This window comes from Gilliamella sp. B3464 (assembly GCF_026536145.1).
Classification (GTDB): domain Bacteria; phylum Pseudomonadota; class Gammaproteobacteria; order Enterobacterales; family Orbaceae; genus Gilliamella.
In genome coordinates this window covers 69,990-89,177 of record NZ_JAFNOQ010000009.1, presented here as the reverse complement: position 1 = coordinate 89,177, position 19,188 = coordinate 69,990, and the positions used below count along the sequence as shown (strand labels likewise).

Sequence of the window (19,188 nt, the reverse complement as noted above, 5' to 3'; positions counted from 1 at the left end):
CACCATTTTATCTGTCACTAGGGCGTAACCGCTGATGGTGCAACAATCATGTTAACCATGATACCTGCAAGCACCACAGATACGATTGTGACTGAAATAAATCCACCAATCAGCATCGGGGGTAGCATATGGCTAGTCAGCACCTCTTTTTCTTTCTGATCTTTAGTTAAATTGTTGATCACTTCATTGGTAATAATATAATCGGCAGGAAAACCATATAAGGCGGTCAGTGCGATAGAAAACGCCATCTCTTTACTCACTTTTAAAACTTTACCCACAATCACCGAAAAGATAAACATGCCAACCACCGCAGATAAAATAAAGATGATAAGTGGTGTAATTAATCGAACTAGCATTTCAGGCGTTGCTTTACTTAAGGTATCAAAAATAAAGAGCATTAATCCCATCACCGCTAAACCAAATCCACCTGCTTTTTTGAGTGGATGACGTTCTAAGAAGCCACACGATGCCGCAATAACACCAAATAGTAAACATAAGACAAATGGGCTAACACTGACAATTGGCTTTAAAATTTCAGAGACAGAGTAAGCTAAAAGCCCAATAATTGCGATACGTAAAAAAATGAAATAAGATGAATTATAGCTGGAAGGAATTTTAGCAAACATGCGTGGCATCGGATTTTCATCATCTGCGACCACTGATTGTTTGTCAATCGATGACTTTGGATCGTTATTGGCATTCCAAGTACCTGCATGATACTGGCTTAGCACTCGTCGCCCTTCTCGTTTAAGCATGATTGAGGTAAGCGGATAACCAATAAAGCCTTGCATCACATAGATAATAATGGCAAATACAGCGAGATCAGGTAATCCAGCATCGGTTGCACCTTTCGCCATAATAATGGCCGATACAATGCCGCCAACTAGAGGCGGAATCGCCACAACAACGGTATTAAAGTCAAAGAATAGATAGCCCACTATTATTGCAATAATAATGATCCCCACAATTCCTGCCAGCGAAATTAAAATAGTTTTCCACTGTAGTAATAGTTCCTTAACCGATAATAGTGTGCCCATATTAACGATCAGTAAATACATAAACATTACAGCAACGACAGTTGGGATACCCGCACGAGCGACGATATCTTTTGGGAAAAACGTCCAATAACCAAGTAAGAAAAGTACAGCACAAATAAATACAGAGGGGATCCAAGCTTTGGTTCGGGTTGAAACAATATCGCCAAGATATAAAATAATTAACAATAATACGAGCGCTAACATTTGTGGCATGTCATTCATCGGTGACATAAAAAGCTCCATTTTTTATCTTTTTTTAATAAATTTGTTTTCTTAAGAGACGCTATTATAGTTAATTATTTATGATGTTATATATTTTTTATCATGAAATCGTTAATTTCATCTAAAAATAAATTGCCATATTTCTCTAATTTAATTTTACCTACACCTGTAACGTTAAGTAGTTGTTTTTTGCTTTCTGGCATAGTTTGCACCATTTCTAATAAGGTCGCATCGCTAAATATGACATATGGTGCAATATCTTCAACATCTGCAATATCTTTACGTAATCGTTTTAGATTATTAAATAAAATACGCTCTTCATAAGACAAAATGGTAGTTAAGTTAATTGCTCTAGCATATCGATTTAAGCGACTCTTCTTCACAATCTCTAGTCGAGGTTTAGCTAATGATAAGCTAATCTCACCTCTTAAAATTTTTCGTGCCTCTTGAGTCAGTTGTAACGTTGTAAAAGTTGAAATATTTTGACTTAAGTAACCTAAATAAATTAATTGTCTAATGACACTTAACCAATAATCTGTTGAATGCTGTTTCCCAATTCCATAAACAGACAATTTGTCATGTCCGTTTTCTTTTATTTGCGAGCGAGCTGATCCTCGTAATACATCAGAAATATATTGCGCGCCATAACGTTGCTCAACTCGATAAACACACGATAAAACTTTTTGCGCATCAATTAAACCATCGTACATTTCTGGTGGATACAGACAGATGTCACAGTTATTACAAGGCTCACTGTGATTTTCACCAAAATAATTAAGCAATACGATTCGCCGACAAGTTAAGCTTTGAGCGAATGATTCCATAGCATTAACTTTATGTTGCTCGACCTCTTTATGCTTACCATCCATTTTGTCAGCAATTTGTCGATGATACCAATTTAAATCTTTGCCATTAAAAAGTAATATTGCTTCGGCAGGTACGCCATCTCGCCCTGCTCGTCCCGTTTCTTGATAATAAGCTTCAATTGTTCTTGGGCAATCTGCATGGATAACAAATCGAATATTCGGTTTATTAATTCCCATACCAAATGCAACTGTTGCAACAATAATTTGTACATTATCTTTTAAAAAAGATTCTTGTGCCTGTAAACGTTCGCTGTTGGTTAAACCAGCATGATAAGCTATAACAGAAAAACCACGTGCAGCAAGCCTTGTCGCCATATCTTCAACTTTAGAACGACTTGAACAATAAATTATGCCACTATTGCCTTTTTGTGTTTCAATAAAAGAGACCACTTGCTCGGTTAAATTAAATTTATCCACTACGGTATAACGGATATTGGGACGATCAAAACTACGCACGACAACTAAAGGATCCACTAGTTTTAATTGATGAATAATATCCGTCTGAGTCATCTTATCCGCTGTTGCAGTCAGTGCAACCAAAGGAATATCAGGAAAACGCGCAGAAAGCTGCCCTAATTGGCGATAATCAGGGCGAAAATCATGGCCCCATTGTGAAATACAGTGTGCTTCATCTATGGCAATTAATGAAGGGGGATGTTTTTCAATCATGGTAGAAAATGATGATACAGCAAGTCTTTCCGGTGAAATATAAAGCAATTTTATCGAGTGTGATAAATATTGTTCAATAACGGCTTGCTGTTCATCTGATGATTGAGTTGCATTTAGATATGCTGCCGAAATACCGTTGGCAATAAGTTGATCAACCTGATCTTTCATTAAAGAAATTAACGGTGAAATGACCAAAGCGGTACTTGGCAATAATACGGCGGGTATTTGGTAACATAACGATTTACCACCACCGGTAGGAATAATTGTTAAGGTATCTCGACCATCGATAATTGATTCAATAATTTCTTTTTGTTGATTTCTGAATGATTTATATCCAAAAATATTATGTAAAACATCCTCTATCTGATCTTTTATCGACATGTTAACCAAAACAAATAGCTCCTTAATTATTCCATGGAGTATAGCTAAATAAGACTAAACAAACCACAGAAAATTTACATTTATTTACAATTCGAGAAAAAAAACTAAAACTGTTTTTTAAATTGTAATAATGATAAAAATAAATCTATTTTACAACCCTTATCTTGATCATAAAAACAACGGATTCGGTTATTCTATAACCACAATCGTTCAACAGATTAAAAAACAGGCTATTTTTAATTTTTTTACTTGATACAAATCGATTTCACAGCTAATATTTGCGTGTTTCAACATATACGCCCGTAGCTCAGTTGGTTAGAGCATCACCTTGACATGGTGGGGGTCAGTGGTTCGAGTCCACCCGGGCGTACCAATTCAAGTCCTTATCCGAAAAGACTCCGCAAGAATTAATGTTCATCTCAATTCTATTAAAGGGGTTAAATCGGGGTAAAGCTGGGGTAAAACCCATACCATTTTTTAGCAAATCTATTATTATACACTTTCCACCGCCGCACTTCAAATTTCACCATTGCAAAATTCGTTTATTGTTAATAAAAGACCGTTTGCTTGTAACATGATAACAATTAACAACACAATACCATTTACAAACGTGGGCTATAGCTTATTTTGAATATATACAATTATTCAATTGATTATTATACTTAAAAATCAAGATAATTATTGCATATAGAATAACTTCTAAACACGAGAATAAAAAAAAAGCGATCAAAATCGCAATTGTTACAACAAATTATCTTAACTTACTTTATTGTTGGATGATATTCACTTTTTCACACGTACAAAATACGAGAAAGGCTATGCTCTTAATAACACCATATTGTGCCTGTTATTTCCCATCATCATTTTTTGATTTAATATTTATTATTATTAAATTCATATCTGATAAGTTAGTTAACTAATGATTGTCTTAGTTGATGTCAAATTTCGATTAATTATAGGAACGGTATGACATATTCTTTATTTTAAACGTTCGATTGGCTAGCCTATCAGGATAAAACAGAGTTAACAGCATCATTCAAGTCATAAAAAATTTTGATAAATAATAAATTAAATTTTTTTGACTGTATTTTGAATTAACCATGGTTAAATAAATTTTTACTGATATGATCTAAGTAATTAAACACTTTAATAGGAAAATACAATGAAAAAAATTTTATTAATATCATTTATTTCTGCAATGCTATTAGGTTGTGATGCTAATGTTGAAACAACCGTGACAATTTCACAGCTTGATGCTAAACCATCTTTTGTTAAGGGAAACTTAACATTAGAAGTCCCTGCCTGCTCAGATTATAAAGACTCCAGAAGTGAATCATCGTCACTCATTACAGCTAAAAAAGAGATAGCCCAACTATTCAAATCAGTTGAATATAAAGAGTGTTATACTCAAAAAATGAAATCATATGCATCATTTGAAATTCCTATTTTAGTTGGTCAAGACATATCAGACACTGAACTTTTAAAACAAGCAGATATCCTAACGGTTAAACATGATAAAGGAATATATGCTATAACTAACCCCGAGTTCACAAAAAAATTAATTCAATATAAGAAAAAAGCCATGTCAAATATTGATTTTAAAATTTCAATTTCACTTATCAATGACACCGATAAGTCTATCGATAAAATTTCTGTAACAAAAGCTTTTATCAATAATAGCCCATACGATGCGGCAGAGTTCTCTTTAACACCAAATGCTAAGGTAACAATAACACTGAGTGATGTTTCTACCCAAATACTGTTAAACCCGACTACAGATTCAAATAATAAACAAGGCATAACTGAAATCGCTAAATTTCAGTAAAATAATATTGTTAAATGCATATTATATGTCTTTATGATACTTACATAATTAAAAAAGGGCGCTTTAACCCGCCCTTTTTATATAAAAATCATCTTAGAAAAATAATCGAGAGATTGTTTGTTTCATTTAGAAATTAATCTCAGTACCAACAAAATAACGTCGACCTTCTAACGTTTTACCAAAATCATCGTTGCTTACGTCTTTATCAAACAAGTTATAAATACCAGCATATAATTTTGCTTGTTTATGGATTTTATAAGATGCACCAACATCCCAGAAAGTATAGCCTGCATAAGTGACATATTCAGTTTTGTTACTATTTCTTTTTGTTCCACTCTCTTGACCATAATAAGCCATTTTAGCCCATAAATCCCAATCATGGGCCACATACCAATCAAGTTGTGTATTAAACTTCTGTTTAGGTGTACGATTTAGAGCCTTACCCTTATCGATCCCACTTTTTTGCTCAGTCTTAGTCCAAGAATAATTAGAACTCAATAAAAAATTAGTGAATAAAGGAGTTTTAAATGAAAGTTCAAGACCTTTCAAGTCCGCTTTATCGACATTATCTTGCGCTTTTACTAGATCAAATTTTTTACTATAACCGGGAACTGTACATACGCCACTGTCACTTTTTCCTTCACAAATTGTATAAGATACTATTTTATCCTTATACCTAGTGTAGAAGGCGGTTGCGGTTGCATCCATTCCATAATCATTTGTATAGCCAATACTTATTTCGTAATTATCAGATTTTTCAGGTTTTAGATCTGGATTACCCAAAATAACACCATTTAATTGATTTCCTCCCGTTGGCTGCCCCCAATCTGAAACAACTTGACGTAATTGTGGAGTCGCAAAGCCAGTTGAATAACCACCTTTTAATGTAAAGTTATCATCAATATTCCAAACGCTATATAATCTTGGATTCCAGTTACTACCATAATTTTCATCTTTGTTATAACGTAAACCAGCGGTTAAACTCCAATTGTCTAATAAATGGATCTCATCTTCTGCAAATAAAGCATAATTCCAACGATCAATTTTAGATACATCACTATCAATTTTATTTTCTTTATCATGTAACTCTTGATAATTATATTTACCACCTATTGTTAAAATATTAACACTAAATGGAATGGTAACACGGCTGTCGATATCGGTATTTCGTATCTTCATGTTGCGTTTTTTGTTATTATTTTCTTCATGAGAAACATAAGAAGTAGTTGTGACATCGCCAAATATTCCATTATGTGTCAACCCAAACGAATTATGATGATCATCTCGAAGAAAATCTGTTTTTTGTCTAGGTACTCTTGTTTTACCAATTGTTGCTTTACTATTTTGTAACGCATGTCCAAAATCTAAATCAAATTTTTGAGTATCGGTTGCATTTAATGACAATTTACCATTTATACTGCGCAATTTTTGTTCGGCATGCCCATTAACAATCTCATCCTCATGGCGATTAGAGTATTGACCATAAAGTTGAATACCTAATATATCATCAATAATAGGACCCATTGTTGAAAAGCTGCCAATATAAGTATCTTTTTCTTTGGAACGATAAGGGATAACCGACTCTAAACGTAAACCTGTATGCCATTTATCTGACACTTTTTTAGTAATAATATTAATGACCCCACCCATCGCATCAGAACCATACAGTGATGACATAGGCCCACGCACCACCTCAATACGTTCAATAGCAGTCAATGGCGGCAGCCAACCTTGCTCAAATCCAGAATTATCACCATTAGGCCGCGTTTCACGAGTGCTGACTTTTTTACCATCAACCAAAATCATTGTATATTTTGCATCCATACCACGAATACTGATATCTGTAGCATCACCGCCACCTGAAATAGTTACACCTGGAATATCTTTTAAAGCGTCAGTGACATCACGGTAAGGTTTATTATCAATTTCTTCGGGCGTGATAACCGAAATTGTTGCTGGCGCTTCTTTAACTTGTTGAGAAAACCCCGAAGCGGTTACAACCATAGTATCAGTATCAGAATTAGTTGCTGCCAAAGCCGAGGTTGATAATGATATTAAAATACCTGAATTGATTGCATGTTTTGCAAGTTTAAGTTTCTTTTTGAAAGCCATGATGTATAACCCTATTATTAATAATGATATTTTTATTTCAAGTGGAATGTGAACACTACAGTATATGAGAACAATTATCAATATCTTTTCGAAAAATTATTTAATACTAGACAATTTTAACTTATTAAATAATAATAGTTCTCATTTACACATAAACATAATGCGAGAAATTATGATGAAGAGAAATAAAAAATGGTTACTAATTAGCCTTATTGCCGCGACATTAGGACTAACCGGTTGCCAATCATCAAATACGATGATAGTAACAGCCGATAATCAAACAGTAACGGTTCCCAAATTACCACATAAAGTTGTCGTGATGAATTATGGAGCCTTAGACACCTTAGATGCATTAGGCAAAGGTTCTATCGTTGTTGGCGCACCACAATCAGTAATTCCAACCTACTTAAATCAGTATAAAAAAACCAATATTAAAGATACAGGTAATATGAAAGAACCTGATTTAGAGGCGATTAAACAAGTTAAACCTGATTTAATTATTATTGATGGTCGTCAAGCTAGTCGTGCGTCTGAGTTAACTAAAATTGCGCCTGTTATTAATCTAAGTGTTGATGCTAAAAACTATATTCAATCAACAAAAGATCATATTAATGTGTTGGCAAGTATTACCGGAACAGAAACTAAAGCTACTAATTTGATTCAATCGCTTGAAAAAAAGGTAAATGATGCACAATCAATTGCTTTAGCAAGCCATAAAAAAGCGATTGTAGCAATTCATAATGATGGAAAAATGATCCTTATAAATACTAGCTTAAGTGCAGCTTTAATACATGATGTACTAAAAGTTAAACGGGCAGTACCCGTCGATGTTAAATCTAGCAATAATAACGACAAACCTAAACCGGTATTTATTGATAATCATTACATAAGCACAGTAAAACCTGATGTTATCTATATCGTTGATCGCAGTAAAGCGATTGGTAAAGAAGGCATGAGTGAAAGTTACTTTGACTCAAAAGTATTGAAAAAGGCTAAAACACAGGTGATATATTTAACGCCTGATCTTTGGTACTTATCTGGCGGCGGTGCAGAAAGTTTGGATCGTCAAATTGATGAAGTGGTAAATTCACTAAAATAAATTATTATTAAATTTTTAACTTCCTATTTATGAGCTGTTATTGTCAAATAACGGCTCTTTTTTTAATTAGATAAATCAACCATAATAAATTAAAATACGAGGAATAATTAGCTACTTTTTAGCTATTCTAATTTTAATAACTCAATTCAAAAAACAGTTTACTTAAAATTCAAATTAACCCCATTAAAGCATAAGAAACTTATTTTAACGTAGAATAACCATCTATTAATACATTGATGCTAAGAATGTTTATACGCAATGAGAAATTCTTTATATCAACTAAGATGAAATATGGTAAAATGCACCCGTTTTTTTATTATTAGCTACAAAATTAAACTAATTGACTGATAAAATTCTCAAATATACCTCTAATTAATAAACACACTATAAAAATATGAATATGTCATCCCCTACTATTGGATTTGTGAGCCTTGGTTGTCCTAAAAACCTTGTTGACTCAGAGCGAATTTTAACTGAGTTACGTACTCAAGGTTATCAGGTTGTACCAAGTTATGATAATGCTGATTTAGTTATTGTTAATACCTGTGGTTTTATTGATAGTGCTGTACAAGAATCGCTTGAAGCTATCGGTGAAGCATTAAACGAAAATGGAAAAGTCATTGTCACTGGCTGCCTTGGCGCCAAAGAAGATCAGATTCGTTCTGTTCATCCTAAAGTGCTTGAAATATCAGGTCCACATAGCTACGAATCTGTGCTGACTCATGTAAACAAATACGCGCCTAAACCAGCTTATAATCCCTTTACAAGTTTAGTGCCACAACAAGGTGTTAAATTAACACCAAAGCATTATGCTTATTTAAAAATTTCTGAAGGTTGTAATCATAACTGTACATTTTGTATTATTCCATCACTTCGAGGCGAGATGGTCAGTCGCCCGATTGGTAATGTGCTTGATGAAGCTAAACGCTTAGCCGACAGTGGTGTTAAAGAATTATTAGTGATTGCACAAGATACATCAGCCTATGGTATTGATATTAAAAATCGTACCGATTTCTGGAATGGTATGCCACTAAAAACCGATATCAAAACGCTTTGTGAACAATTAGCGAGTCTCGGTATTTGGGTAAGGTTACACTATATGTATCCCTACCCGAGTGTTGATGAATTGATTCCATTAATGGCTGAAGGTAAAATTCTTCCTTATTTAGATGTACCTTTACAGCATGCCAGCCCATCAGTGCTGAAATCAATGAAACGACCGGGCACCATTGAACGTACTCTTGAACGAATTGAAAAATGGCGAAATATTTGTCCTGAAATCACCCTACGTTCAACCTTTATTGTCGGCTATCCTGGCGAAACCGAACAAGATTTTGAACTATTACTCGACTTTTTATCGCAAGCACAATTAGATCGTGTTGGCTGTTTTACTTACAGTCCTGTTGAAGGTGCAGCAGCGAATGCGCTACCAAATCAAATTCCTGACGAAATCAAACAACAACGTTATGATCGTTTTATGCAACTACAACAAATGATTTCTACCCAAAAATTACAAGATAAAATTGGGAAAACATTATCGGTCATCATAGACGAAGTAGATGAAGAAGGCGCAATTGGCCGTAGTATGGCAGATGCACCAGAAATTGATGGTGTTGTTTACCTAAATGAAGAAAACAGTGTTAAAGTTGGCGATATAGTTCAAGTTAATATTGAACATTCAGACGAATATGATTTATGGGGAACTGTTAAACAGTAATAATAACAATGAAACTACATTATCGGTTAGAGATTAAAAATATTATAAAATTAGCAGTTCCGGTATTGATTGCCCAAATATCGCAAACAGCTATCACCTTTGTTGATACCATTATGGCCGGCAATTATAGTGCTACTGCACTTTCTGGTGTAGCGATTGCGGTTTCCATTTGGCTACCAACAATTTTATTTGGTCAAGGATTACTGACAGTTTTAACACCGATTATCGCTAATTTAAATGGCGCGGCTAAACGCGATCAAATTGCAATTCATACCCGTCAAGGTGTAATTATTGCGTTATTTTTGTCGATAATCATGATGCTTTTTCTCTATCATTCCGATAAATTAATTACATTGAGAAGTTCAACTGATCATCCTATCGATCCAGAAATGGTTAATGTAGCGGTATCGTTTTTACGTGCAATTATGTGGGGAGTACCGGCTTTTTTACTCTTTTTTGTTTACCGTAATCAATGTGAAGGGTTATCAAATACTAAACCAGCAATGGTAATTATATTTATTGCATTACTTGCCAATATTCCCATTAATTACATATTAATATATGGTAAATTAGGGTTACCAGCTTTTGGCGGTGTAGGTTGCGGTATCACTGCCGCAATTATTTTTTGGTTAATGTTCGCATTAATTAGACTATACACATTAACCACCTCAAGTCAGCAAGATGTACGCAAAACACCAATGGTTAAACTATTTGATTTTTCAATCATCAAAAATATTATTGTTCTTGGTACACCTTTAGCATTAGCCTACTTTTTCGAAGTCAGTTTGTTTGCAGTTGTTGCATTATTGATAGCGCCATTAGGTCAAACAACCGTTGCTGCCCACCAAATTATTTTTACCATCAGTAGTTTAACATTTGCTATTCCCCTATCATTAGGTGTCGCAACAAGTATTCGTGTCGGTTTTTTATTGGGTAAAAGCAAGCCAATTTTAGCTAAGCAAAGCGCTTATATCAGTTTAACAATATCATTAATGTTAGCAATTATTGTGGCACTGATATTAGTAATATTTAAATCACCAATAATTGAAGTTTTCACCACCGAAAGCACTGTTATTTCTATCTGCATGCAATTAATTATTTTATTGGCTATCTATCAAGTCTCTGATTATTTACAGGTGGTTGCAAGTAACGTACTGCGCGGTTATAAAGATACACAAAGTATTTTCTTTATTACACTTATTTCTTATTGGGTAGTCGGCTTACCCGTTGGTTATATTTTGGGATTAACAAATATTATTATCGAACCAATAGGAGCTGCTGGTTTTTGGATAGGATTTATATCAGGCCTGAGTGTTGCAGCAATTTTATTGCTTGCAAGAATGGTTTATATTCAAAGACAACCTATCGATACCATTCTAGAACGAGCTGCTAGATAACTAGTTAAACTCTTTTATAAATAATAACAGAGTATTATTAGCATTCATTTGTATAAAATAGTGTTAGATATAGATTTTGAAATATCTGGCACTATAGCAATATCATTAATTATATGACCATATATAAATTAAAAATCAACGTATAAAAATGCTATTTATTTTATTGACATTAATTATTATTTTAAATATCCCTTAAAACCTCCAAATTTGCAGCCTTTTAATTAAAATAACAAATAAAAACAATATAATAAATTATTTAAATTGGATTTTTGATCTTAATTTAAAAATAAAGCAAATGGATGGGTGTTCAATTAGATGTCAAACATGATTATATGCAACATCAAATTACAGAAATACCCGAACAACAAAATATCAAAGTCAAAGATTGGAACATGAATAATTTATACGAGTTTGATAAATTGAAAAAAGATCCAAATCCTTTCAATTAGTATTTTAAATAATATTTTATAAAAATAGCTTATCAAAATAAAAACGCCATTAGCAATCTACTGCTTATGGCGTTGTGAGTTCGTTTTTTAATGTTGTTATTTTAACAAACTATTGGCTTGGGCAATTACATTTTCAACAGTAAAACCAAATGCTTTAAATAATTGCTCTGCTGGTCCTGATTCACCAAACGTTGTCATGCCGATAACTTTGCCATTTAGACCTACATATTTATACCAATAATCACTAATACCAGCTTCAATAGCAATTCTTGCTATTACTGATGAAGGTAAAACTGATTCTTTATAAGATGGATCTTGTTTGTCAAAGGCATCTGTTGAAGGCATTGAAACGACTCTAACCTTTTTACCTGCTTGGGTAAGTTGATGATAAGCTTCTACCGCAAGTTCAACTTCAGAGCCAGTCGCAATAATGATAAGATCTGGCGTGCCTGTACAATCATTTAGAACATAACCACCACGATAAACATTAGCTAATTGCTGTGCTGTACGATCTTGTTGTTTAAGATTTTGTCTTGAGAAGATCAATGCTGTTGGACCATCTTTACGTTCAATTGCATATTGCCATGCAATGGCTGATTCAACTTGGTCACACGGTCGCCAAGTACTAACGTTTGGAGTAACGCGCAAACTAGCCATTTGTTCAACAGGTTGATGCGTTGGTCCATCTTCACCTAGACCTATTGAATCATGGGTATAGATAAATAATGAACGAATCTTCATTAACGCAGCCATTCTTACTGCATTACGGGCATATTCCATAAACATTAAGAAAGTTGCACCGTAAGGAATAAATCCGCCATGTAGAGCAATACCATTCATAATCGCTGACATACCAAATTCACGCACGCCATAATGAATATAATTGCCATCAGGATTAGACAATATCTCTTTAGAGCCTGACCACATGGTTAAGTTACTTGGTGCTAAGTCCGCTGAACCACCAAGAAATTCTGGTAGTGCTGGTGCAAAAGCTTCGATCGCATTTTGTGAGGCTTTACGCGTTGCAATAGTTGCTGGATTTGCTTGTAATTTATTAATAAAATCTTTAGCTGTTTGTTGCCAATTAGTTGGCAATTGACCTTCAACACGGCGTTTGAATTCTTTCGCTAATTCAGGATAGGCTATAGCATAAGCATCAAAACGCACATTCCACTCTTGCTCACTTTGCTGACCTTTTGCTTTTGCATCCCAAGCTTCATAATATTCTTTCGGAATTTCAAACGGCGGATATGTCCATCCTAATGCTTTACGAGTGGCTTCGATTTCAGCATCACCAAGTGGTGCCCCATGGCTTTCATGGCTACCAGCTTTATTTGGTGAACCAAAACCAATAATTGTTTTACACATTAATAATGATGGTTTATCTGTTACAGCTTGTGCATGCTCGATAGCTTCAGCTAACGCTTTCGCATCATGGCCATCAATACCACGAATCACATGCCAGCCGTAAGCTTCAAAACGTTTTGCAGTATCATCAGTGAACCATCCTTCCACTTCACCATCAATTGAAATACCATTATCATCATAAAACGCGATAAGTTTACCTAATTTAAGGGTGCCAGCTAATGAACAGACTTCATGAGAAATACCTTCCATCATACAGCCATCACCCATAAATACATAAGTATGATGGTCAACAATATTATGACCGGCTTTATTGAATTGGGCTGCTAATGTTTTTTCTGCAATTGCCATACCAACCGCATTAGCGATACCTTGACCTAATGGGCCTGTTGTGGTTTCAATGCCTGGTAGATGACCATATTCAGGATGCCCTGCCGTTTTTGAATGCAATTGACGAAAATTCTTTAAATCATCTATCGTGACATTATAGCCAGTTAAATGTAATAAGCTATAAATCAACATTGACGCATGGCCATTTGATAATACAAATCGGTCACGGTCTGCCCAATGAGGATTAGTTGGATTATGTTTTAAAAAACCTCGCCAAAGAACTTCGGCCATATCAGCCATTCCCATAGGAGCCCCTGGATGACCTGATTTTGCTTTTTGTACGCCATCCATACTTAATGCTCTTATCGCATTCGCGAGTTCGCGGTGAGATAAAGTTGTTGCATTCATTTTGTTATCTCCAAAATATTTAATTTAAATATCATTACTATTTGCAAGTTAAATCACACTTACAAAAATCGTTAAGAAATTAACGATAAAAAATAAAAAAGAGGGGGAAACACGCTCCCCCTGACGATTGTACATAATTAGAGAAGTGCACCAATCATGTCTTCTAATTTACCTTGATCAACAGCAAAAGCACGAATACCTTCAGCTAATTTTTCAACCGCCATTGCATCACTATTATGTTGCCATCTAAATTCAGCTTCAGTCATTAATGTAGGGCGCGCAACAATGGTTTGATTAGGATCTAATTTACGTACTACTGGCGCGTTAGATTGTTGCATTTCTGATAGTAAATTAGGCGAAATAGTTAATCTATCACAACCAGCTAAAGCTAAAATTTGGTCGACTTTACGGAAACTTGCGCCCATAACAATGGTTTTATAACCATGTTGTTTGTAATAATTATAAATATTACGAACCGAAACAACCCCTGGATCTTGATCGGCCACATAAGGTTCAATAGGTTTTTTAGCTTGATACCAATCATAAATACGACCAACAAAAGGGGAAATTAAAAAGGCATTCACTTCTGCACAGGCTCGTGCTTGGGCAAACGAAAAGAGTAATGTTAAATTACAATTAATACCCTCTTTTTCTAAAACTTCTGCGGCTTTAATACCTTCCCACGTTGAAGCAATTTTGATTAAGATTCTTGATTTATCGATCCCTTTTTGCTTATAAAGTTCGATAATTCGGCGTGCTTTTTCGATACAACCCTGTTTATCAAATGACAGGCGAGCGTCAACTTCTGTTGAGATGCGTCCTGGAATGATTTTTAAAATTTCAGCGCCTATATTTACAGCAACTTGATCACAAGCATTGACCAATTGTTGCTCTTTACTGCCACCTAATTTTTTAGCAGTTTCAACAGCAGAATCGATTAAATGACGATATTGAGGAAGTTGAGCGGCTTTAAGTACTAAAGAAGGATTAGTTGTTGCATCTTCAGGCGAAAATTGTTTAATTGAATCGATATCACCAGTATCAGCAACTACAACGGTTAATTTTTTGAATTCATCTAATTGACTCATACATCTATGTCCTCTACAACATTGCTATTTCAAATTGAGTTATCATATCATTTATTCAGTAATAAAACGACACTATCAAATCGCTATTTATATTGTTATTTTGAACTAAGAAAGTTAAAAATGTCGATAAAAACACGCGAGTTCTACTACAATATTTTATATTTTTTTATGAATTTAACTTCACTTTAACTAAAAAATTTCTTACTAACCTAATTACTTTGAATATAACTCATCGTAATAACAGATTCGTTCAACCTTAGCCGTTGATCCACCACCTTCAAATTCCGATTCTAGCCATGCTTGTACGAGCTTTTTCGCTAATTCTACCCCGATGACTCTAGCCCCCATAGTCATAATCTGTGCATTATTACTTTTTCTGGCTCGTTCGGCTGAATAGACATCATGGCACTGAGCGGCACGAATACCGGGAACTTTATTGGCAGCTATCGCTACGCCAATTCCAGTTCCACAAATTAAAATACCTCGCTCATGTTTTCCGGCTTTAATAGCAGATGCAACAGCATTAGCAACATCAGGATATAAACCATTTTCTGACTGCTTATCACTACTATAATCAACGAGTTCAATACCTTGCTTAGTTAAATATTCAACAATACTATTTCTAAATTCAAAAGCAGCATCATCTGCGCCAATTGCAATAGATTTCATGTTTTCTCCTTACTAACTTTTACTAAAATGAACATAAGTTCATATTAATATCATTTGTTATTATTTAAATATAAATTATTTCAGTTATGTGATAAAGGTCTCGAAAATAAAATATTTATTAAGCTATTGATGAGTAGAAGACGAAAATTATTGATTATTTTTTACTTAAAAGCCCTAATAACCTTAATTTCTTTCACAGAAACAATCAAAGGTTAAACATAAAAACATTTGATATAGCCTAAAGAAACATGAGAAAAATGAGATGGCGGCAAATTTATTTTATCTGTTGATACATCTCATTGAAAAGGATGAATTAACTGACGTTATTTAAGATGATGCCCAAGTATAAATGCGTTGACCAGTTAGGTCACAACCGACACAACTGACACATTTTTTTGTTCCACAGGCATTTGAATCCTCCATAATATAGAGCTTTATCTTGCCTTTTTTAATCCAAAACAACATCATTTGTTCAACTACACTTTCAGGCAAATGAAAATAGCGAGCAATATCTTGTAGATTTGCTCGCCCTTTTAATTGAATATAATCTCGAATCGAAATTAACATATGAGTAAAAAGACAAACGCTAGGTTTGCTCTTCTCCAATAAGTTTTATGATCACTTTGATGATGGATCACAGCAGCGAGATCCATTGCTAGTATCATGATACAATTTAGGCGGCATATTTAGAGACGAATATTGCCCCAACCAACGCATTAACAAAATCATTGCACCAATAAAGGCAGCGCATCCCATCAACCAATAAATTGCCGAGACTGATTGCCCTAATAAAGTTATTTGATAATATATCGTCGCAACCAGCCAACCTACTATAAATGTCCACAGGGCAACAAATACCATCCATCTAATTCCCGCTTCACGATAAATCGCTCCCAATGCTGCTGCACAAGGTGTATAAAGTAGAATAAAAATCAAATAGGCAATGGCAACATTGTACGTCATAAATGAAGTTTTAATCTTAGCCACTGTAGTAGAATCAACCGCTAAATCATTTTCAATATCTTCTTTTAAAGATGAGAATCCTAATGGATCTAAAATAGTATCAGTAAAATCGAGTAAATTTTTAGGAATCGATAATATTGAAGCTTTAATACTGTTATTAAAATCGAAGTTATCGCGTTGCTGTTGTTGGTTATCCATAGAATAAAGTGAGTTCAATGTCGCAATAACAGCTTCTTTGGCAAAAATACCCGTAAAAAGTCCAACGGTTGCTGGCCAGTTTTGTTTATCCAGCCCCATCGGTGCAAGTGCAGGTGTAATGGTTTGACTAAATGCAGCAAGTAATGAATCATTAGATTGTTCATGTCCAAATCGACCATCAGTACCCAATGAATTTAGCAAACTCAATACCGTTACCATAATGACAATGGCTTTACCGGCTTTAGTAATAAAACTTTTTAACCTTTGCCAAGTTAGTTTAAACATACTTTGTAATGTCGGAATTCGATAAACAGGCATTTCCATAATAAAAGGTGTTGGCTGACCTTTTAATAAGGTTAGTTTTAAAATATAACCGGTAGCAAGTGCAACGAATATACCAAGCAAATATAAAGAAAAAACGACCATTGATGCATGACGTGGAAAAAAGATAACGGCAAATAAGGCATAAACAGGTAATCTTGCACCACAAGACATAAAAGGAATCATACAAATGGACATAATACGATCACGTGTACTTTCTAGTGTTCGGGTTCCCATAATCGCAGGTACGCCACAGCCAAAACCGACCAGCATTGGCACAAAAGCTTTACCAGGCAACCCAATACAGCGCATGGCTCTATCAACCATCATTGCCGCACGGGCTAAATAACCAGAATCTTCTAAAAAAGATAAGACAAAAAACATAGCAGCAATAACCGGAATAAAGGTTGATACCGTCTTAATCCCCGTTCCAATACCGTCAGCTAAAATAATATTCATCCAAATAGGCGCATCGAGTTGATGCAATAGATAAGATAGACCTTCAACAAAAATAGTATTAAAAAAACCATCAAAAAAGTCGATAAAAATTGAGCCAAAATTGATGGCGATCGTAAACATAACATACATCGCTAACAAAAAGAGAGGTATACCTGTTATTCGTCCTAGCGCAATTTTATCGAGCTTTTCAGAAAAAGTAGAACTTAGCTCCCGGGGTTTATTAATAACGTTTTTGCACACATTATCAATCACGTCATAACGAGCACTGGCTAAAGCAACATCAATTTCATAATCACACCATGCAGAAAGTAATAATCGACAAGCGTTAAGTTTTTCTGATTCACATGGGGTTAATTGATAACGTGAGCCGTCTAATAAAGCATCAATCAATTGCCAACGATTAAATTGATGAACCTGACTGTTTGCCGGCAATTCGTCCATATAACGAGTAATTACTGTTTGCTGATCATGACTTAAGGTATTCATTGCAGGTTGAGTCACTTGCTTAGTTGAGCTAATTTTCTCAATTTGTTGATATAATAAATCAATGCCCGTTTTTCTTTTGGATGATATGGCAATTACCGGACAACCGAGTATATGTGACAACTCTTCAGTATCAATTTGTTCACCAGTCATTTTTAACGCATCAGTCATATTTAAGACAACCACCATTGGCAGCTGTAAATCAATTAATTGTAAAGTTAAATATAAGCTACGTTGTAAATTCGTGGCATCAATAATGTTGATCATTACACTCTCTTTTTCACTCAAGACAAATTGACGCGTGATTAACTCATCTTGTGACACCGACAATGCATCAGATTCAATAGCATAGGTACCGGGCAAATCAATAATAGTATAGTGATTATTTTGATAATTAAGCACACCGGTTTTACGCTCAACAGTCACACCAGGCCAATTACCGACTCGTTGTTTTGCACCAGTAAGTAAATTAAACAGCGTCGTTTTACCACAATTTGGGTTACCAATGAGTGCAACATTCATGACTCAACCTCCATAACTTCGATAGTTGCCGCTTCACTACGCCGCAAACATAATAAAAAACCGCGTATTTTAATTTCAAGTGGATCGCCTAATGGTGCGGCTCGTATCACTAAAACTTTACAACCTGGCGTGACACCCATAGCTAACAGCCGACGACGAAATGGTAACGATTCAGGCAATAGGCGCGATATAACCGCCTCCTGACCTAAGGCAAGCTGATTTAAAGTTAGGACTGACATTGTGCTCCTAGATATTACTGAACCATTCGTTTTAATCTGTATAGTTCAAGTCATGATTATCAGAATAATTTAGCTTAAAAATGCGAACAGCCCGCAATAATAATGATTTTTTCAATATAAAAAAACAAATAAACATTAAAAAAATAGAAATAATTGTGGAATTATGGTGTCAAAATGAGATTTTTAATTGAGTTTGTAACGCAATTTTATATATCTTTTTATAAAACGGTATTATATAACAACAAGTTATACTAAACCGTATGATTACCCTAAAACTTGTTGGTAAATTCTATATATTAAAATAATAGCAATAGGTTTTTATAGTTATCGTCCAACGATCAAATTAACAACGAAAATTAACGCTATAAG

The 19,188-nt window shown here is 34.5% G+C and carries 14 protein-coding genes and 1 tRNA gene; 6 read left to right on the top strand and 9 right to left on the bottom strand.

Features of this window, described 5'->3' with window-relative positions; all coding sequences use genetic code 11:
* Window positions 1-17: 17 nt before the first annotated feature.
* Window positions 18-1,250, bottom strand: a complete 1,233-nt coding sequence (locus tag J3U57_RS10185) for a hypothetical protein (protein WP_416379677.1) — start codon at window positions 1,248-1,250, stop codon at window positions 18-20.
* 95 nt (window positions 1,251-1,345) lie between these two features.
* A complete protein-coding gene (recQ, locus tag J3U57_RS10180) occupies window positions 1,346-3,175 on the bottom strand; it encodes a DNA helicase RecQ (protein ID WP_267344628.1) in 1,830 nt (609 codons plus the stop codon).
* Between the two features lie 296 nt (window positions 3,176-3,471).
* Between recQ and J3U57_RS10175 the strand changes: the two genes are divergently transcribed.
* Window positions 3,472-3,548: transfer RNA gene (locus tag J3U57_RS10175), tRNA-Val, on the top strand.
* A gap of 789 nt (window positions 3,549-4,337) precedes the next feature.
* Entirely contained in the window at window positions 4,338-5,000 is a 663-nt protein-coding gene (locus J3U57_RS10170; protein ID WP_267332914.1) for a DUF7424 family protein, read from the top strand.
* A 126-nt stretch (window positions 5,001-5,126) separates the two neighbouring features.
* Here J3U57_RS10170 and J3U57_RS10165 read toward each other — a convergent pair whose 3' ends face one another.
* A complete protein-coding gene (locus J3U57_RS10165; protein WP_267344626.1) occupies window positions 5,127-7,112 on the bottom strand; it encodes a TonB-dependent receptor domain-containing protein in 1,986 nt (661 codons plus the stop codon).
* Between the two features lie 172 nt (window positions 7,113-7,284).
* On the opposite strand from J3U57_RS10165, the gene J3U57_RS10160 reads away from it, so the two are divergent.
* The 4 genes from J3U57_RS10160 to J3U57_RS10145 all read left to right on the top strand — a co-directional run bounded on the left by J3U57_RS10160 (window position 7,285) and on the right by J3U57_RS10145 (window position 11,774).
* Window positions 7,285-8,211 carry a siderophore ABC transporter substrate-binding protein gene (locus J3U57_RS10160; RefSeq protein ID WP_267358463.1) on the top strand — a complete coding sequence of 309 codons (927 nt, stop codon included), beginning with the start codon at window positions 7,285-7,287 and terminating at the stop codon, window positions 8,209-8,211.
* Window positions 8,212-8,611: 400 nt separating this feature from the next.
* Entirely contained in the window at window positions 8,612-9,928 is a 1,317-nt protein-coding gene (gene rimO, locus J3U57_RS10155; protein WP_267344624.1) for a 30S ribosomal protein S12 methylthiotransferase RimO, read from the top strand.
* Between the two features lie 8 nt (window positions 9,929-9,936).
* Window positions 9,937-11,325 carry an MATE family efflux transporter gene (locus tag J3U57_RS10150; protein ID WP_267332918.1) on the top strand — a complete coding sequence of 463 codons (1,389 nt, stop codon included), beginning with the start codon at window positions 9,937-9,939 and terminating at the stop codon, window positions 11,323-11,325.
* Between the two features lie 299 nt (window positions 11,326-11,624).
* The gene (locus J3U57_RS10145) at window positions 11,625-11,774 is read left to right on the top strand and encodes a hypothetical protein (RefSeq protein WP_267344623.1); all 150 of its coding nucleotides are present in this window, start codon (window positions 11,625-11,627) and stop codon (window positions 11,772-11,774) included.
* Window positions 11,775-11,870: 96 nt separating this feature from the next.
* On the opposite strand, the gene tkt is transcribed toward J3U57_RS10145, so the two are convergent.
* The 6 genes from tkt to J3U57_RS10115 form a co-directional block, all read right to left on the bottom strand.
* Window positions 11,871-13,877: a transketolase gene (tkt, locus tag J3U57_RS10140; protein WP_267344622.1), complete on the bottom strand. Its 2,007-nt coding sequence runs from the start codon at window positions 13,875-13,877 to the stop codon at window positions 11,871-11,873.
* A gap of 137 nt (window positions 13,878-14,014) precedes the next feature.
* Complete coding sequence (gene tal / locus J3U57_RS10135; protein WP_267332920.1) at window positions 14,015-14,965, bottom strand: transaldolase; 951 nt, start codon at window positions 14,963-14,965, stop codon at window positions 14,015-14,017.
* A gap of 213 nt (window positions 14,966-15,178) precedes the next feature.
* On the bottom strand, window positions 15,179-15,634 hold the full coding sequence (rpiB, locus tag J3U57_RS10130) for a ribose 5-phosphate isomerase B (RefSeq protein ID WP_267332921.1): 456 nt from the start codon (window positions 15,632-15,634) through the stop codon (window positions 15,179-15,181).
* A 327-nt stretch (window positions 15,635-15,961) separates the two neighbouring features.
* A complete protein-coding gene (locus tag J3U57_RS10125; protein ID WP_267332922.1) occupies window positions 15,962-16,201 on the bottom strand; it encodes a FeoC-like transcriptional regulator in 240 nt (79 codons plus the stop codon).
* 51 nt (window positions 16,202-16,252) lie between these two features.
* On the bottom strand, window positions 16,253-18,580 hold the full coding sequence (gene feoB, locus J3U57_RS10120; RefSeq protein ID WP_267344620.1) for a Fe(2+) transporter permease subunit FeoB: 2,328 nt from the start codon (window positions 18,578-18,580) through the stop codon (window positions 16,253-16,255).
* Window positions 18,577-18,819, bottom strand: coding sequence for a FeoA family protein (locus tag J3U57_RS10115; protein ID WP_267332924.1), 243 nt, complete (start codon window positions 18,817-18,819; stop codon window positions 18,577-18,579). The genes feoB and J3U57_RS10115 overlap by 4 nt, the downstream gene beginning before the upstream one ends.
* Between the last annotated feature and the right edge of the window lie 369 nt (window positions 18,820-19,188).

What these genes read in the sequence shown, in the direction of transcription:
- J3U57_RS10185 (WP_416379677.1), bottom strand. Translation starts at nt 1,250, where the DNA reads ATGCCACAAATGTTAGCGCTCGTATTATTGTTAATTATTTTATATCTT.
- recQ (WP_267344628.1), bottom strand. Translation starts at nt 3,175, where the DNA reads ATGTCGATAAAAGATCAGATAGAGGATGTTTTACATAATATTTTTGGA.
- J3U57_RS10170 (WP_267332914.1), top strand. Translation starts at nt 4,338, where the DNA reads ATGAAAAAAATTTTATTAATATCATTTATTTCTGCAATGCTATTAGGT.
- J3U57_RS10165 (WP_267344626.1), bottom strand. Translation starts at nt 7,112, where the DNA reads ATGGCTTTCAAAAAGAAACTTAAACTTGCAAAACATGCAATCAATTCA.
- J3U57_RS10160 (WP_267358463.1), top strand. Translation starts at nt 7,285, where the DNA reads ATGATGAAGAGAAATAAAAAATGGTTACTAATTAGCCTTATTGCCGCG.
- rimO (WP_267344624.1), top strand. Translation starts at nt 8,612, where the DNA reads ATGTCATCCCCTACTATTGGATTTGTGAGCCTTGGTTGTCCTAAAAAC.
- J3U57_RS10150 (WP_267332918.1), top strand. Translation starts at nt 9,937, where the DNA reads ATGAAACTACATTATCGGTTAGAGATTAAAAATATTATAAAATTAGCA.
- J3U57_RS10145 (WP_267344623.1), top strand. Translation starts at nt 11,625, where the DNA reads ATGGGTGTTCAATTAGATGTCAAACATGATTATATGCAACATCAAATT.
- tkt (WP_267344622.1), bottom strand. Translation starts at nt 13,877, where the DNA reads ATGAATGCAACAACTTTATCTCACCGCGAACTCGCGAATGCGATAAGA.
- tal (WP_267332920.1), bottom strand. Translation starts at nt 14,965, where the DNA reads ATGAGTCAATTAGATGAATTCAAAAAATTAACCGTTGTAGTTGCTGAT.
- rpiB (WP_267332921.1), bottom strand. Translation starts at nt 15,634, where the DNA reads ATGAAATCTATTGCAATTGGCGCAGATGATGCTGCTTTTGAATTTAGA.
- J3U57_RS10125 (WP_267332922.1), bottom strand. Translation starts at nt 16,201, where the DNA reads ATGTTAATTTCGATTCGAGATTATATTCAATTAAAAGGGCGAGCAAAT.
- feoB (WP_267344620.1), bottom strand. Translation starts at nt 18,580, where the DNA reads ATGAATGTTGCACTCATTGGTAACCCAAATTGTGGTAAAACGACGCTG.
- J3U57_RS10115 (WP_267332924.1), bottom strand. Translation starts at nt 18,819, where the DNA reads ATGTCAGTCCTAACTTTAAATCAGCTTGCCTTAGGTCAGGAGGCGGTT.